Consider the following 17,517-nt stretch of genomic DNA (forward strand, 5'->3'; position numbering starts at 1 on the left):
ATAGGGAGTTATTTCAGGCTGACAAGGGGAAATTTAAAATAATTCTCCGAGTGCGTATTTTTTCACCAAAACAGACTAAATTGCCAGTTTTTCGAGCGTTTTGAAGCCATAGCGCTGCAACACTGGCAATAATTGTTCAGCCTCTGTTGTCATTGCCATGCAAAATGCCACATTCTCATCGGCCGATTTTGCATCTGGCGCTTCGTGTTCTAATAACCAGGCCGTTCGACGCGCAATCGCAGCACCAGAATCCACCAGCCTCGTCCCCTCGGGCAGGACCTGTAAAAGCTCTTCCTGTAATAGAGGGAAATGGGTGCATCCAAGGACCACCGTATCAGGAGGTTCCGACATCCGCAGCCACGGTCTCAGAATACGGCGCAGCTCTTCCAGAGAAACTGTTTCGCCGTGCAGCTTCGCTTCTGCCAGCTCCACCAACTCAGCGGATCCCAACATCGCTATATGACACTCGTTAGCAAAGCGCGCAATCAATTCGTGTGTGTACGAGCGTTTCACCGTCGCGCGCGTCGCCAGTAGCCCTACAATACCATTCGCCGTGAGCCGCGCCGCGGGTTTAATCGCAGGCACCACACCGACAACCGGAAAAGCGAACTTTTCACGTAATGCCGGGAGTGACACCGTGCTGGCGGTATTGCATGCGATAACCGCAAGTGCGAGGGGATATCGTTGCTGAACTGCAGTCACAATCTCAACAACACGCTCAACGATAAACTCTTCGCTTTTCTCACCATAAGGAAAGGCGACGTTATCGAAAGCATATATATAGTGGAGATCCGGCAGGAGATTCCGGATCTCATTGTAGACCGACAACCCACCGACGCCGGAATCAAACACCAGCACGGTGGGACGTGAATCAGAAGGTGTAGCTGCCAGACAAGGTGTATTCCCGTCCTGCAGTTGGGTAGCCATAAACTGTCTCGTAATCTTTATCGAACAGGTTGGCGATTTTACCACGAACTGTCAGCTGTGAGGTGATCGGATATGACACTGCCAAATCCCACAAACTCACACCGCCCATTTTTACCGGTTGATAAGTAACGTAGTCCGTATCGTATCGCGTCCCCAGATATTGATATGTCAGGCCCCAATCAAAATCATAGACCTGCCAGTCGAGCTGGTATTTCACCTGCTGTTTAGAACGACGAGCCAGTGGCTCGTTGGTAATCGCATTACGCGAATCTACGTAGTCGTAGCTAAGCGTATGCGCCAACGGCCCGGTGTCGAAGTTTGCAGTCGCTTCGATACCTTTAATACGCGCTTTGCCTTCGTTGTAGTACTTTTGAGTGTGGGTGTTGTAGTCGATCATGTCATCGATATCGTTGCGATACCCTGACACGCGCCAGTTAACCCCTGATGTTATCCCTTCAAACGCCCCTTCCCACTGCTTACTCTCTTCGGGATCAAGGTTTGCATTGCCGTAATAGCCATGCAACTGACCCAAATTTGGCGCTTTGTAAGATGTGCCATAGGAGGCAATGAAACGATAGCCTTCGATAAACTCCCATCCGGCACTGGTTTGCCATGTACCATGACGACCAAACTCAGAGTTATCATCACTACGTGCCGCACCTTCGAAGGTGAAGTCACCAAGCTGCTGCAATCCCGTCAAATAGAGGCCAGTATTACGTTGGTCGTAACCGTCCGTAACATACCCAGTGCCTGGTTCCGTAGTTTGCTTTTGCCAATCCACGCCTGCACCAATGTTACCGTGGCCAACAACTATGCTGTTTGACCACTGAACATTATACTGTTTCATATCATCTAACGTGGCCGAGGAATCATAGCGGCCATAGTTCGGATCATAGTTGTAGTCTTTACTGTGGCTGTAGCTCGAAACCAGTTGTGACTGAATCAGCTCGCCATTAAAACGTAACCCAGCGTCCCAGCTCTGGCTATACAGCTGTCGGGTATCAAGTAGCGCCGAGCCAGGAGAATAATACGAGTCATAATCTGTGCGGTTATCATAACCATAACCACGAACAAACCCGCTCCATGTCTCGGAGAAGTTGTGCTCCAGTGCGCCATACAGCGTCTTGCTTAAGAAACCGTCTTTATCCGGTTGAGCCTGTGCGCCAGTGCTACCGTAGGCCACGACATCGAAGCCTTTGGTGTAGGCATAATCGCCCATCAACGTGACACGCGTATTTTCGCCAAGCTGTTGTTGGGTTGCGATATCGTAATTTTGATACCCATTGCTTCCCACGCCGGCAGTCAGTTCCGTCCCTGGTTTTTCGCGCGTAGTAATGATATTCACCACGCCGCCAATCGCATCCGAACCATATATAGCGGAACGCGGCCCGCGGATATACTCAATACGTTGCACCAGCGATACCGGGAACTGGCTAAGATCGGCCGAGCCGCTAACTCCCGCTAAATTAAGACGCACACCATCTATCAACACCAGAACATGGCTGGAGTTAGTACCGCGAATAAAAATAGACGAGTTTTGCCCCATACCGCCGCTTTGTGCGATATCAACACCAGGCAAACGACGCAGTACATCGTTTACCGAGGTAGATTGCCAGCGATCGATGTCCTGACGTGTAACGACGGTGATGGGTGCAAGTACTGCACTTAGGGGCTGCTGAAAACGGTTGGCAGTAACGACGAGAGTATCTGGGCTAGCATCCTGCGCCCAACCAGAAGATGCCGCGACGGAAAGCGCCGTCAACAGCAACGATTTTTTAATCATTGTAAAGCATCCACAATATAAGAAGGATGCCGCAGGTCCACCGATAGTACGCGATAGTGAAAACCAGATGCGACGTTAGCCGGCAGGTCTTCGGGCTTGGAAGGTTATTCAGGATACCGAATAAAAAGAAATGAGGACTTCCCACCCACAGGCAGTGTCTGCTTTACGCTCTCATTTCACCTTTCCTTACCGCTGCGCGTCAGCTCCAGATTTACACTGGATTCCCTTTTAACTCACAGGACCGGAAAACGGATGCTACAGTTTGTTACAACCTGGTGTCCAGACCGGATATCACAATATCGGAAATCATCAATAACTGGACATCTGATGAGCAATCCCTACAATCCCCGCGTACTTTTATTTTTCAGGACGCATCATGACCCCCGAACACCTTCCGACAGAACAGTACGACGCCCAGTTAGCTGAGAAAGTGGTGCGTCTGCAGAGCTTAATGACGCCATTTTATGCACAGGCTCCGGAAGTGTTCCGCTCACCGGTTAGCCATTACCGTATGCGTGCCGAGTTCCGTCTGTGGCATGACGGGGACGACCTGTACCACATCATGTTCGACAGCCAAACGAAAAACCGTATTCGCGTCGACAGCTTTCCGGCGGCCAGCGAGCTTATCAATACGCTGATGACGGCAATGATTGCAGGTGTACGCAACAACCACGTCCTGCGCCACAAACTGTTTCAGATTGATTACCTCACCACCCTGAGCGATCAGGCGGTGGTATCGATGCTGTACCATAAAAAGCTGGATGATGAATGGCGTAAGGAAGCCGAAGCGCTGCGGGATGCGCTGCGGGCGCAAAACCTGAACGTGCATTTGATTGGCCGGGCCACCAAAACCAAAATTGAGCTGGACCAGGACTACATTGACGAGCGCTTGCCGGTTGCAGGTAAAGAGATTACCTACCGCCAGGTTGAGAACAGTTTTACCCAGCCGAATGCCGCCATGAATATCCAGATGCTGGAATGGGCAATTGATGTCACCAGAGGATCAAAAGGCGACCTGCTTGAGCTGTACTGCGGTAATGGCAACTTCTCGTTAGCCCTGGCGCAAAACTTCAACCGCGTACTGGCCACCGAAATCGCCAAACCGTCCGTTGCTGCAGCCCAGTACAACATTGCGGCTAACCATATTGATAACGTACAAATTATTCGTATGGCGGCCGAAGAGTTTACTCAGGCGATGAACGGTGTTCGCGAGTTCAACCGTTTGCAGGGAATCGATCTGAAGAGTTACCAGTGTGAAACCATTTTCGTTGACCCACCGCGCAGCGGTCTGGACAGCGAAACAGAAAAAATGGTGCAGGCGTATCCGCGGATTCTGTACATCTCCTGCAACCCGGAGACGCTGTGTAAGAACCTGGAAACGTTAAGCCAGACGCACAATGTTTCACGTCTGGCGCTGTTCGATCAATTCCCGTATACGCACCATATGGAGTGCGGAGTACTGTTAACGAAGAAGTAAGACTGAACGGAGGCCGGATAAGCACTACCGGTTCAGATTGCCGGATGGCGGCTTTGCCTTATCCGGCCTACAGCGACAACGGTTACTCCGCAATTTCCTGTTTACGGTTACGCACTTTAAAGCCGATCCAGAACACCAGAATCACCGACAGTACCGCCGGGAAGAAGTTAGAGCCAATATCCGGATATTCAGCACGTACCACGGTGCTGTACAACAGAACGCCGAGAATAAAACAGGCGGCAGCCAGGCCCGGTAGCCCCACAGGCATAGTGCGGTTCTGATAGCGTTGATGCAGACAATAAACCGTCAGCACCAGCGAAATAATCGGGAATACTGAGAATGGCACAATGGAGCTAAACAGCGCCGCAAATGTGCCATTGATCGATAAGCCAGCAACCAGCGCCAGCAGCAGCGTACCTTTATCTTGACCTGACTGTTTCATTGCTTGTCCTTCTCGTTACTCGGAGTGGTGCGTCATCTTCTCTTGTTCACGGCGGTACCAATAAAATGCGCCTTTCGCGATCATGCGCAGTTGCAATACCAGCCGCTCTTCCAGCTGCCGACGCTGTTCAGCGCCAACATCCAGTGCTTCTGCCCCGGCGCTGAAAACAATGGTTACCATGGCTTCGGCTTGCGCTTCAGTAAACGCACGAGGCATATGGTTTTCGAGTTCCAGATAGTCCGCAAGTTCCGCAATGAAGTGCTGAATTTCACGTGCGACCGCTGCACGAAACGCTGCGGAAGTCCCCGAACGCTCGCGCAATAATAAACGGAAGGCGTTGGGATTGTTGCCAATGAACTCCATAAATGTTGAGACCGAGGTGCGGATCACACTCCCGCCTTTAGCGATGCGCTGACGCGCCTGGCGCATCAACTGGCGCAGCATCAGACCACTCTCGTCCACCATCGTCAGACCGAGTTCATCCACATCGCGGAAATGGCGATAAAACGAGGTTGGCGCAATGCCCGCTTCACGAGCGACTTCGCGTAAACTGAGGCTGGCAAAACTACGCTCAGCGCTGAGTTGACTAAATGCGGCTTCTACCAGCGAACGCCGGGTTTTCTCTTTTTGTTGCGCTCTAACGCCCATCACGATGTCTGAATCCTTCCACATACCTTGCTGGCACTATACCAGAGATTAGGCGGTTGGCATGGCTTTGTGAATGATTGTTTACGCGCAGTTTGTGCTTCGACTTCGCAAAAAAGCACAACGATAATTGGGTTATCCCGACAACGATGTTACTATTCTGTTGCTTTTATGTATAAGAACAGGTAAGCCTGACCATGTCACATTCCTACGATTACGATGCAATAGTAATAGGTTCCGGTCCCGGCGGCGAAGGCGCTGCAATGGGTCTGGTTAAGCAAGGAGCGCGCGTCGCGGTAATTGAGCGCTATCATAACGTCGGCGGAGGCTGTACCCATTGGGGCACAATCCCGTCGAAAGCGCTCCGCCACGCAGTCAGCCGAATTATCGAATTCAATCAGAACCCACTTTATAGCGACCATTCCCGACTTCTTCGTTCTTCTTTCGCCGATATTCTCAACCACGCTGATAACGTCATTAATCAGCAAACGCGTATGCGGCAAGGATTTTACGAGCGTAACCACTGCGAAATTTTGCAGGGCAATGCCCGTTTTGTTGATGAACACACGATCGCCCTGGAATGCCACGACGGTACAGTGGAAACACTCACCGCAGATAAGTTTGTTATTGCCTGTGGCTCACGCCCTTATCACCCAACTGACGTCGATTTTTCGCACCCACGCGTTTACGACAGTGATTCTATCCTCAGCCTGCATCACGAACCTCGCCATGTTCTGATTTATGGCGCAGGCGTGATTGGCTGTGAATATGCGTCGATCTTCCGTGGAATGGACGTAAAAGTTGATTTAATTAACACCCGCGATCGTCTGCTGGCGTTCCTCGATCAAGAGATGTCCGACTCGCTCTCTTACCACTTCTGGAACAGCGGTGTGGTCATTCGCCACAATGAAGAGTATGAGCGGATTGAAGGCTGTGATGACGGCGTCATCATGCACCTGAAATCCGGTAAGAAACTGAAGGCAGACTGCCTGCTGTACGCCAATGGTCGCACCGGTAATACCGATTCGCTGGCACTGGAAAATATTGGTCTGAAAACCGACAGTCGCGGGCAGCTAAAAGTAAATAGCATGTATCAGACCGCGCTGCCGCACGTCTATGCCGTTGGCGATGTGATCGGTTATCCGAGCCTGGCATCGGCGGCCTACGACCAGGGACGCATTGCCGCCCAGGCACTGGTCAAAGGCGAAGCCACCGCGCATCTGATTGAAGATATCCCGACCGGGATTTATACCATTCCGGAAATCAGCTCCGTCGGTAAAACCGAACAGCAGCTAACGGCAATGAAAGTCCCATACGAAGTCGGTCGCGCCCAGTTTAAACATCTGGCGCGGGCGCAAATCGTCGGTATGAGTGTCGGAACGCTGAAGATCCTGTTCCATCGCGAGACCAAAGAGATTTTGGGGATCCACTGCTTTGGGGAACGCGCAGCCGAAATTATTCATATCGGTCAGGCGATCATGGAGCAAAAAGGTGGTGGTAACACCATCGAGTACTTCGTTAACACCACCTTTAACTACCCAACCATGGCAGAAGCCTATCGGGTAGCGGCGCTAAATGGCTTAAACCGCCTGTTTTAACGCACTGTCGAAATGGCCATCCATTGATCCCCGGATGGCCTCTGCCAGCTGTTCATAACGGCTGCGCAGCGGCGAACCAGGACGGTACACCAGACCAATCGTACGACGCGGTTCGGGTTTAATGCATGGCAGATAAACGACACCATCACGCTTACGCTCCGGCGGAACAGCCAGCGCAGGCAGTAAGGTAATCCCGCTTCCTGCCGCCACCATGTTACGCAGCGTTTCCAGACTGGTTGCCCGAAAATGGGTATCTTCATCAGCACCCGCTTCAAAGCAGAAGCCCATTGCCTGATCGCGCAGGCAGTGGCCATCTTCCAGCATCAGCAGTTTTTCACCTGCTAAATCTGACATCGGCACACAGTCACGGTTTGCCCATGGGTGATCTTCATAGATCGCCAGCAGCATAGGCTCATCAAATAGCGGTACTTCGATGAACGCCTCACTCTCTTTCACCAGCGCCAGAATGACGCAGTCGAGCTTACCGCTATCCAGTTGTGCCAGCAGCTGATGTGTCTGCGCTTCATGCAGGTACATTTCCAGTTTCGGGAAGGTCTGGTGCAACATAGGGATAATATGCGGCAACAGGTATGGCCCCACCGTTGGGATCAAACCAATGTGCAGCGGGCCTGACATTGTCTCGCCTTGTTGGCTTGCCATTTCCTTGAGCACTTTGACCTCGCGCAGCACGGTACGCGCCTGATCCACCAGCAGTAAACCTGCCTGAGTGAACAGCACTTTACGACTCGTACGCTCCAGCAGCATAACGCCAAGCTCATCTTCCAGTTTGCGGATTTGCCCGCTAAGCGTTGGCTGGCTGACGTGGCAGGAGTCCGCCGCTCGCCGGAAGTGACGATGCTCGGCTAGCGCCACCAGGTATTCAAGATCACGAATATTCATTATTCATCCTCCATCGCCACGATAGTTCATGGCGATAGGTAGCATAGCAACGAACGATTATCCCTATCAAGCTTTCTGTTTAATAATGCACCACAGAAACGGAACGGTACCCTTTAACCCTTGAAGCGCCTGTCCGTTCTCATACTCGAAATAACTAAAGCCAACGTGAACTTTTGCGGACCTCTGGTCCGCATTTTTTTTGCATAAAAAAGCCCGGCTTAATGCCAGGCTCTGATAACTTTTTGCCTGATGACGCTACGCTTGTCAGGCCTACAACAACAAAGGTTATGCGAGACGCGCCTTTGCATCGTCGATCGCCTGCGCAACCTGCTGGGGTGACACGCCGCCTTTCGCCGCACGCTTGTCCAGGCACGATTGCAACGAGAGTATCGGATAGACATCATCGCCAATGACGCTGCTGAACTTTTGCAAGTCAGCAAGCGACAGCGCTTCCAGCGGTTTGCCCTGACGAATCGCCTCAACCACCGTCTCACCTACGATATGGTGTGCTTCTCTGAACGGAACACCTTTGGCAACCAGATAATCCGCCAATTCAGTGGCGTTGGCATAACCCTGCTGCGCCGCTTCCTGACAACGCGGACGTTTCACCTGGATGCCATCCAGCACCAGCGCGGCCATATGCAGACAGTCCAGCCAGGTGTCGAGCGCGTCGAACAGCCCTTCTTTGTCTTCCTGCATATCTTTGTTGTACGCCAGCGGCAGACCTTTCAGTGTCATCATCATGCCGGTCAACGCACCCTGCACGCGACCGCATTTGCCACGGATCAGCTCTAATGCATCCGGGTTTTTCTTCTGCGGCATCAGAGATGAACCTGAGGTCACACGATCGGACAGCTCGACAAAGCCCGCTTCACCGGTGTTAAAGAAAATCAGATCTTCAGCAAAACGCGACAGATGCACCATGCCGATAGAGGCATCAGAGAGCAACTCCAGTACATGGTCACGGTCAGAAACGCTGTCCAGACTGTTGCGCGTAGCCGAGGCAAAGCCCAACCAACCCGCCAGCTGCTCGCGATCGATTTCATACGCCGTACCCGCCAGCGCGCCGCAGCCTAACGGACTAACGTCCAGACGCTTAAGCGCGTCCTGCAGACGGCTCTCGTCACGTGCCAGCATTTCGACATAAGCCAGACACCAGTGAGCAAACGTCACCGGCTGTGCACGTTGCAAGTGTGTGTAACCCGGCATAACCGCGTCCTGATTATCTTGCGCGGTGTCGACCAACGCGCTTTGCAACTGACGATTAGCAGACAGCAGTTCCATGACCGTGTCTTTGCACCACAGTTTAAGATCAGTTGCCACCTGGTCATTACGGCTACGCCCGGTGTGCAGTTTTTTACCTAACTGCCCGACTTTATCAATCAGCTTGCCTTCCACCCAGCTGTGAATATCTTCCGCATCGCTTTGCAGGATCTGCTGCGGATTCGCGCGAACCTCTTCCAGCAGATTATTCAACGCTTCTTCCAGCTGCAGTTGTTCATCAGCAGTCAGTACGCCGACGGTTACCAGCGCTTTGGACCAGGCCACAGAGCCGACAATATCCTGCTCTGCCAGGCGGTAGTCAAAACGCAACGAGTCGTTGAACTGTTTGAACCGCTGATCTGCTGCCTGTGTAAAACGCCCACCCCAAAGTGCCATAACGAATTTCCTTAATATGATATTTTTGCCCGGTGGCTCTGCGCTTACCGGGCCTACAAAACCCATCCAGGCCGGATAAGGCGAAGCCGCCATCCGGCACATTAATAGTTAAGCCAGAATACGCGTACCAATCGGCGTGCCGTTAAACAACGCCGGGAGTTGCTCAGCATGACGCCAGGAAGCGATATCTACCGGGCGGCCCAGCGTACGCGCAGCATCCAGCGCCGCATTGACCTTCACGATCATGCCATCGGTAATAATACCCTGCTCAATCAGCTGTTCCGCTTTCGTCGCGGTCATTTCGGCAATACGCTGGCCTTTGCCATCCAGAATACCGCTCACATCAGAAAGCAGGATCAGATCCGCACCCAGCGTTGCCGCCAGCGCCGTCGCCGCCTGATCGGCATTAACGTTCATCAACAGCCCATCCTCAGTAACGCCAATGGAACTCACTACTGGCAGAAAACCCCCTTCCAGCAGCGTGTTAATCAGCTTAGGCGAACCCGGCTGCGCCAGTCCAACGTGACCCAACTCTTTATCGAGTGGCGTCACTTTTACACTGTCGCCATCGCCAAGATACAGACCCACAGAGGCAATTTGATGTTTCTTCGCCCAGGCCAGCAAGGTTTTATTCGCCGTTCCCGCCAGTGCCCCTGTGATGATGTCGATTTGATCGCCTGGCGTAACACGCAGACCATTTTTCTTTTTCACCGGCAGATTGAGTTGTTTCATCAGCTCGTCGACGACACAGCCACCACCGTGCACAATGACCAGCGGACGCTGATGCGACTCGCGATAATTTACCAGCTCGGTAAACAGACGCTCCAGCGCCTCTTCGCTATCCAGTAAAACGCCGCCCAGCTTGATAATTAATGGATTCATCATTGCACCCTTAAATAAGAGACTGCGTCTCAGCAAAGCCGAAACGGATATTTGCGCACTGCATGGCCTGTGCCGCCGCGCCCTTCAATAAGTTATCTTCAGTCGCTACCACAATCAGATGTTCGCCCTGCACTGCAAATCCGATATCACAGAACGGTAAGCCAACCACATTCTTCAGCGCCGGAACCCCTTTGTCATACAGACGCACCAGCGGTTTATCGCTATATGCCTGTTGCAGCGTCTGCGCTACCTGAGCCTGAGTTACACCCGCATTCAGACGGCAGGTAATGGTTTCCAGGATCCCACGTGGGAAATTGCCCAGATGTGGAGTGAAGATCACCTCCGTACCCAGGTGAGTCGCGATTTCCGGCTGATGGCGGTGAGTAAACACGCCATATGGTTGCAGGCTCACTTCACAAAAGCTGTTCGAAATAGCGGCCTTACGGCCCGCACCGCTCACCCCACTGGTGGCGTTAATCACCGGCCACTGACGGAGATCCAACAGCCCGGCATCAATCAGTGGTTTCAGCGACAATTGTGCTGCCGTCGGGTAACAACCCGGCACAGCAATCAAATTCGCGTCTTTCAGTCTGTCTGCGCTCCACTCAGCCAGACCGTATACTGCCTGTTCCAGCAGTTCAGGATGCTGATGGGTAAAGCCATAGTATTTCTCATAAAATGCGCCGTCGTTTACGCGGAACGCGCCTGAGAGGTCAAACACCACACACCCGGCACGCAGAAACTGCGGTGCCAGATCATGACTGACCTCATGAGCCGTCGCGAGAAACACAACGTCCACCCCTGCGCTAAACTCGCTGATATCGGACATTGGCTGTAACGGCAAATCGACAATGCCTTTTAGCTGCGGATGTAAATCGGAGATTAATTTTCCTGCATCATTGCTTTGCGCTGAGACGGTCAAAGCGGTTATGGTCATATCAGGATGGCGATTTACATAGGTCACAAGCTCTGCGCCAGCGTAGCCACTCGCGCCCACAATCAGCGTATTCAACATCGGAGCTGTTCACCTTCTTAGATTCGGTTGCCAGGTATAAGCCTTTATCACCTCACCTTACACTTGGTGGGTTTTATTACGCTCAACGTTATTGTATTTTTATTCACAAATACTGCATGAATATTGATACTATCATGACCCGAGGTGTGTCAACAATGAAAAACAATTTACCGCCATTTATCGAGATTTACCGCGCTCTGATTGCCACACCGTCGATTAGCGCAACCGAAGAAGCGCTCGATCAAAGCAATGCAGGTTTAATCACTCTGCTGGCGAACTGGTTTAAAGATTTAGGCTTCAATGTTGAAGTTCAGCCTGTTCCTGGTACGCGCAATAAATTCAACATGCTGGCGAGTGTCGGGCACGGTGCTGGCGGCCTGTTGTTGGCAGGCCATACCGATACCGTACCTTTTGACGATGGCCGTTGGACACGCGATCCCTTCACCCTCACCGAACACGACAATAAGCTTTACGGTCTGGGTACGGCGGATATGAAAGGCTTTTTCGCCTTTATTCTCGATGCACTGCGCGGTGTGGATGTAACGAAACTGAAAAAACCACTCTACATTCTGGCTACCGCTGATGAAGAAACCAGTATGGCCGGCGCACGTTACTTTTCTGAAACGACCTCGCTCCGCCCGGACTGTGCAATCATTGGCGAACCGACATCTCTGCAGCCCGTTCGCGCGCACAAAGGCCATATCTCCAACGCAATTCGAATTTTGGGTCAGTCGGGTCACTCAAGCGATCCGGCACGCGGCGTGAATGCGATTGAACTGATGCATGATGCCATCGGCCATATCATGAAGCTGCGCGATGACCTGAAAGAACGCTATCACCATGACGCCTTTACCGTGCCGTACCCCACGTTAAATCTGGGCCATATTCATGGCGGCGATGCTGCTAACCGTATCTGCGCCTGCTGCGAACTGCATATGGATATTCGCCCGCTACCGGGTATGACGCTAAACGATCTCAATGGGTTACTTAACGAAGCACTGGCCCCTGTCAGCGAACGTTGGCCGGGTCGCCTGACGGTATCGGAACTGCATCCGCCCATTCCTGGCTATGAGTGTCCGCCGGACCATCAGCTGGTCGAGGTGGTTGAGAAACTGCTGGGCGCACAGACTGAAGTAGTGAACTACTGCACCGAAGCGCCCTTTATCCAGACGCTGTGTCCGACGCTGGTATTGGGTCCCGGTTCTATTAATCAGGCACATCAGCCGGATGAATATCTGGAAACACGCTTTATTAAGCCAACCCGCGAATTAATCACCCAGGTTGTGCACCATTTCTGCTGGCATTAGCGGCTTGTTGCCCTGATAACCCTTTAGGGGTAATTGGGGCGATTTCTTAACATTTCCATAAGCAACGCTTATTTGGTTCGATGTGAATTAAATAACGTAAATTGCCGCCATTTTTTCGTTTGCTGAACCGATTTCGCAGCAATTGACGCCACGAGTTTTACGTGGCTTTATAAAAGACGGCTAAAAAGTTAAGCCCGAAAAATACAGGGCTAATAATTTCAAGATGGGGTGTCTGGGTAAATATGAACGAACAATATTCCGCGTTGCGTAGTAATGTCAGTATGCTCGGCAAAGTGCTGGGAGAGACCATCAAGGACGCGCTGGGGGAGAACATTCTCGACCGCGTAGAAACAATCCGTAAGTTGTCCAAGTCATCCCGCGCTGGCAATGAAGTTAATCGCCAGGAACTGCTCACCACACTGCAAAATCTGTCTAACGACGAGCTGCTGCCCGTTGCCCGCGCATTTAGCCAGTTCCTGAATCTGGCCAATACCGCCGAGCAGTACCATAGTATTTCGCCAAAAGGCGAAGCTGCCAGCAACCCGGAAGTGATTGCTCGCACCCTGCGTAAATTGAAAGACCAGCCCAACCTCGATGAAACCACCATCAAGAAAGCCGTGGAATCGCTGTCTCTGGAGCTGGTGTTGACCGCGCACCCAACCGAAATCACCCGCCGCACCTTGATTCATAAAATGGGTGAAGTAAACGCATGCCTCAAACAGCTTGATAATAAAGACATCGTCGATTACGAGCGCCACCAGCTGATGCGTCGTTTGCGTCAGTTGATTGCTCAGTCCTGGCATACGGATGAAATCCGTAAACTACGACCAAGCCCGGTTGATGAAGCCAAATGGGGCTTCGCAGTGGTTGAAAACAGCCTGTGGGAAGGCGTACCCAACTACCTGCGCGAGCTAAATGAACAGCTGGAAGAACATCTGGGCTATAAGCTACCTGTCGATTTTGTTCCGGTACGTTTTACCTCCTGGATGGGCGGCGACCGTGATGGTAACCCGAATGTCACCGCAGATATCACCCGCCATGTGTTGCTGCTTAGCCGTTGGAAAGCCACTGACTTGTTCCTGAAAGACATCCAGTTTTTGATTTCTGAACTGTCGATGGTTGAAGCCACTCCGGAACTGATGGCGCTGGTCGGTGAAGAAGGTGCGGCAGAACCTTATCGCTATCTGATGAAAATGCTGCGTTCACGTCTGATGGCAACTCAGGCCTGGCTGGAAGCGCGTCTGAAAGGCGAAAAACTGCCAAAACCTGTTGGCCTGCTAACCCAAAACGAACAGCTTTGGGAGCCGCTATACGCGTGTTACCAGTCTCTACAGGCCTGTGGTATGGGCATCATCGCCAATGGCGAGTTGCTCGACACCCTTAGGCGCGTGAAATGTTTTGGCGTACCGCTGGTACGCATTGATATTCGTCAGGAAAGCACTCGTCATACCGAAGCACTGGGCGAACTGACCCGCTATCTGGGAATTGGCGACTACGAAAACTGGTCAGAAGCGGATAAACAAGCGTTCCTGATCCGCGAGCTGAATTCCAAGCGTCCGCTGCTGCCGCGTCACTGGGAACCGAGCAACGATACCCGTGAAGTGCTCGATACCTGCCGGGTGATTGCCGAAGCGCCTTATGGCTCCATTGCTGCCTATGTTATCTCAATGGCGAAAACACCGTCTGACGTACTGGCCGTGCATTTACTGCTGAAAGAATCCGGCATTGGTTTTGCTATGCCTGTTGCCCCGCTGTTTGAGACGCTGGACGACCTGAACAACGCCGATGATGTCATGAGCCAGCTACTGAATATCGACTGGTATCGCGGCTTTATTCAGGGCAAACAGATGGTCATGATTGGCTACTCTGACTCCGCAAAAGATGCGGGCGTGATGGCGGCCTCCTGGGCGCAATACCAGGCACAGGACGCGCTGATCAAAACCTGCGAAAAAGCCGGTATCGAACTGACGCTGTTCCACGGTCGCGGCGGCTCCATTGGTCGCGGCGGCGCGCCTGCCCATGCGGCACTGCTCTCTCAACCGCCAGGCAGCCTGAAAGGCGGCCTGCGCGTGACAGAACAAGGTGAGATGATCCGCTTTAAGTACGGCCTGCCGGAAGTCACCATCAGCAGCCTGTCGCTGTACACTGCCGCAATTCTGGAGGCTAACCTGTTACCGCCGCCGGAGCCAAAAGATAACTGGCGTCATATCATGGATGAGCTTTCAGATATCTCCTGCGATCTCTATCGTGGATATGTTCGTGAAAACAAAGACTTCGTTCCTTACTTCCGTTCCGCAACACCAGAGCAGGAACTGGGCAAGTTACCACTCGGCTCACGTCCGGCAAAACGTCGCCCGACCGGTGGCGTAGAGTCTCTGCGTGCTATTCCGTGGATCTTCGCCTGGACGCAGAACCGCCTGATGCTTCCGGCCTGGCTGGGTGCGGGTACGGCACTGCAAAAAGTGGTTGAAGACGGTAAGCAAAGCGAGCTTGAAGCAATGTGCCGTGACTGGCCATTCTTCTCCACGCGTCTTGGCATGCTGGAGATGGTGTTCTCAAAAGCTGACCTGTGGCTGGCGGAGTACTACGATCAACGCCTGGTCAAAAAAGAGCTTTGGCCATTGGGTGAAGAACTGCGTCAGCGTCTGGAAGCCGATATCAATGTGGTGTTGGCAATCGCCAATGACTCACATTTGATGGCCGATCTACCGTGGATTGCCGAGTCTATTCAGTTAAGGAATATTTATACTGACCCGCTGAACGTCTTACAGGCCGAGTTATTATATCGTTCGCGCCAGGCAGAAGAGCAAGGTCATGCACCAGACCCACGCGTCGAACAGGCGCTAATGGTGACAATTGCTGGCGTTGCTGCCGGTATGCGTAACACCGGCTAATTTTTATGCCTGTCACCCTCGTGCTATTGCGCGAGGGTGATATAAAATACTGCTGTCATAACCATCTCATTTTTAATATATTCCTGTCTGCATTTTATACATCCAATGGATATTTGTTAGCAGAACGCGATTTTCGACTCGCATTGCTTCAGATCCTCTTAATGTTTAGCCGCTAACGTTGGCGCTACGATTAAAGACAGGCTCACACTATGCAATCCTTACAACTCCAGTCTAAACCCAAATTTAGCTGGAAAGCCCTGGGTTGGGCACTCCTCTATTTTTGGTTCTTCTCTACCTTACTCCAGGCCATTATTTATTTTACTGGCTATAGCGGAACTAACGGATTACGCGACTCAATACTGTTCAGCTCATTGTGGTTGATTCCGGTATTCTTATTCCCGAACCGTATTCGCATTATCGCTGCCGTTATTGGTGTGGCACTCTGGGCTGCTTCATTGGCCGCGCTGAGTTATTATGTTATTTACGGACAAGAATTCTCACAAAGCGTTCTGTTCGTCATGTTTGAAACCAACGCCAACGAAGCCCGCGAATATCTGAGCCAATATTTCAGTCTCAAGATCGTACTTATCGCACTGGCCTACACAGCAACCGCAATCCTGCTGTGGACGCGTTTACGCCCGGTTCATATTCCTTCGCCATGGCGTTATCTGGTGTCATTTGCGCTGTTGTACGGTTTAATTCTGCACCCAATGACCGTCAATACGTTTATCAAGCATAAGCCTTTTGAGAAAACGCTGGGCGGCCTTGCATCGCGCATGGAGCCTGCCGCGCCATGGCAGTTCATCTCTGGTTATTATCAATACCGTCAACAATTGACCGCATTAAATAGCCTGCTGAATGAGAACAACGCACTGCCACCACTGGCTAACTTTAAAGACAATTCTGGTGATGCTCCGCGTACGCTGGTGCTGGTGATTGGCGAGTCAACTCAACGTGGCCGCATGAGCCTGTACGGCTACCCACGTGAAACCACGCCGGAACTGGATGCGCTGCATAAATCCGATCCAAACTTCACCGTTTTCAATAATGTCGTGACCTCACGTCCGTACACGATTGAAATCCTGCAACAGGCGCTGACCTTCGCGAACGAGAAGAACCCGGATTTATATCTGACGCAGCCGTCGTTGATGAATATGATGAAACAGGCGGGTTATAAAACCTTCTGGATCACCAACCAGCAAACAATGACCGCCCGTAACACCATGCTGACCGTATTTTCCCGGCAGACAGACAAGCAGTTCTATATGAACCAGCAGCGTACCCAAAGTGCGCGTGAATATGACAGCAACGTACTGGCGCCGTTTAAAGAAGTCATGGCCGACCCGGCTCCGAAAAAGTTCATCATCGTCCACTTGCTGGGTACGCACATTAAATACAAATTCCGCTATCCGGAAGGCCAGGGCAAGTTTGACGGTAATACCGAGAACGTACCTGCAGGTCTGAGCAGTGATGAACTGGAGTCATATAACGATTATGACAATGCCAACGTCTATAACGACCATATCATTGCCAGCCTGATCAAAGACTACAAAGCAACTGATCCAAACGGCTTCCTGCTCTACTTCTCTGACCATGGTGAAGAAGTGTATGACACGCCGCCACATAAAACGCAGGGCCGTAACGAAGATAGCCCAACGCGCCATATGTATACGGTACCGTTCCTGCTGTGGACGTCTGAAAAATGGCAGGCTGCGCACCCGCGCGACTTCTCACAGGACGTTAATCGCAAGTACAGCAGCTCTGAACTTATCCATACCTGGTCAGATTTGGCCGGCTTTACGTATGACGGTTTCGATCCAACCCGTTCTATTACCAGCCCGGAGTTCAAAGAGACGACCCGCTGGATTGGTAATCCGTACAAGAAAAACGCCCTGATTGATTACGACTCCCTGCCTTACGGTGATCAAATCGGGAATCAGTAATGCCCTCTCAGGCCACTCTTTAAGAGTGGCCTTTTTTTATGATGA

Annotated in this window: 13 protein-coding genes and 1 riboswitch; of the genes, 5 read left to right on the forward strand and 8 right to left on the reverse strand. The window is 51.9% G+C overall.

The window, feature by feature from the left end; all coding sequences use genetic code 11:
* Positions 1-75: 75 nt before the first annotated feature.
* Positions 76-927, reverse strand: coding sequence for a glutamate racemase (murI, locus tag FDX03_RS21470; RefSeq protein ID WP_137346560.1), 852 nt, complete (start codon positions 925-927; stop codon positions 76-78).
* Entirely contained in the window at positions 872-2,710 is a 1,839-nt protein-coding gene (gene btuB, locus FDX03_RS21475) for a TonB-dependent vitamin B12 receptor BtuB (RefSeq protein WP_061066986.1), read from the reverse strand. Before btuB ends, murI begins: the two co-directional genes overlap by 56 nt.
* Positions 2,711-2,773: 63 nt before the next feature.
* Positions 2,774-2,971: riboswitch (cobalamin riboswitch) on the reverse strand.
* Between the two features lie 115 nt (positions 2,972-3,086).
* Here btuB and trmA point away from each other — a divergent pair.
* Positions 3,087-4,187: a tRNA (uridine(54)-C5)-methyltransferase TrmA gene (gene trmA / locus FDX03_RS21480; protein ID WP_137346561.1), complete on the forward strand. Its 1,101-nt coding sequence runs from the start codon at positions 3,087-3,089 to the stop codon at positions 4,185-4,187.
* Positions 4,188-4,269: 82 nt separating this feature from the next.
* Here the strand turns inward: trmA and FDX03_RS21485 are convergent, their stop codons facing one another.
* A complete protein-coding gene (locus FDX03_RS21485; protein ID WP_003825114.1) occupies positions 4,270-4,629 on the reverse strand; it encodes a YijD family membrane protein in 360 nt (119 codons plus the stop codon).
* 15 nt (positions 4,630-4,644) lie between these two features.
* Complete coding sequence (gene fabR / locus FDX03_RS21490; RefSeq protein WP_003028862.1) at positions 4,645-5,280, reverse strand: HTH-type transcriptional repressor FabR; 636 nt, start codon at positions 5,278-5,280, stop codon at positions 4,645-4,647.
* Positions 5,281-5,471: 191 nt separating this feature from the next.
* Here fabR and sthA point away from each other — a divergent pair, with 191 nt between their 5' ends.
* On the forward strand, positions 5,472-6,872 hold the full coding sequence (gene sthA, locus FDX03_RS21495; RefSeq protein ID WP_040233022.1) for a Si-specific NAD(P)(+) transhydrogenase: 1,401 nt from the start codon (positions 5,472-5,474) through the stop codon (positions 6,870-6,872).
* On the opposite strand, the gene oxyR is transcribed toward sthA, so the two are convergent.
* The 4 genes from oxyR to argC form a co-directional block, all read right to left on the reverse strand.
* Entirely contained in the window at positions 6,855-7,772 is a 918-nt protein-coding gene (gene oxyR, locus FDX03_RS21500) for a DNA-binding transcriptional regulator OxyR (protein ID WP_003028858.1), read from the reverse strand. The genes sthA and oxyR overlap by 18 nt on opposite strands.
* Positions 7,773-8,057: 285 nt before the next feature.
* Entirely contained in the window at positions 8,058-9,431 is a 1,374-nt protein-coding gene (gene argH, locus FDX03_RS21510) for an argininosuccinate lyase (RefSeq protein WP_048213973.1), read from the reverse strand.
* A gap of 108 nt (positions 9,432-9,539) precedes the next feature.
* Positions 9,540-10,316 carry an acetylglutamate kinase gene (gene argB / locus FDX03_RS21515; RefSeq protein ID WP_137346563.1) on the reverse strand — a complete coding sequence of 259 codons (777 nt, stop codon included), beginning with the start codon at positions 10,314-10,316 and terminating at the stop codon, positions 9,540-9,542.
* 7 nt (positions 10,317-10,323) lie between these two features.
* Positions 10,324-11,328, reverse strand: coding sequence for an N-acetyl-gamma-glutamyl-phosphate reductase (argC, locus tag FDX03_RS21520; protein ID WP_048213975.1), 1,005 nt, complete (start codon positions 11,326-11,328; stop codon positions 10,324-10,326).
* Positions 11,329-11,483: 155 nt separating this feature from the next.
* Here argC and argE point away from each other — a divergent pair, with 155 nt between their 5' ends.
* The 3 genes from argE to FDX03_RS21535 all read left to right on the forward strand — a co-directional run bounded on the left by argE (position 11,484) and on the right by FDX03_RS21535 (position 17,472).
* Positions 11,484-12,635, forward strand: coding sequence for an acetylornithine deacetylase (argE, locus tag FDX03_RS21525; protein WP_101741944.1), 1,152 nt, complete (start codon positions 11,484-11,486; stop codon positions 12,633-12,635).
* Between the two features lie 242 nt (positions 12,636-12,877).
* The gene (gene ppc / locus FDX03_RS21530; protein ID WP_048213977.1) at positions 12,878-15,529 is read left to right on the forward strand and encodes a phosphoenolpyruvate carboxylase; all 2,652 of its coding nucleotides are present in this window, start codon (positions 12,878-12,880) and stop codon (positions 15,527-15,529) included.
* A 209-nt stretch (positions 15,530-15,738) separates the two neighbouring features.
* A complete protein-coding gene (locus FDX03_RS21535) occupies positions 15,739-17,472 on the forward strand; it encodes a phosphoethanolamine transferase CptA (RefSeq protein WP_061066983.1) in 1,734 nt (577 codons plus the stop codon).
* Positions 17,473-17,517 lie beyond the last annotated feature (45 nt).

It is taken from the genome of Citrobacter sp. wls827, from assembly GCF_005280875.1.
Classification (GTDB): domain Bacteria; phylum Pseudomonadota; class Gammaproteobacteria; order Enterobacterales; family Enterobacteriaceae; genus Citrobacter; species Citrobacter youngae.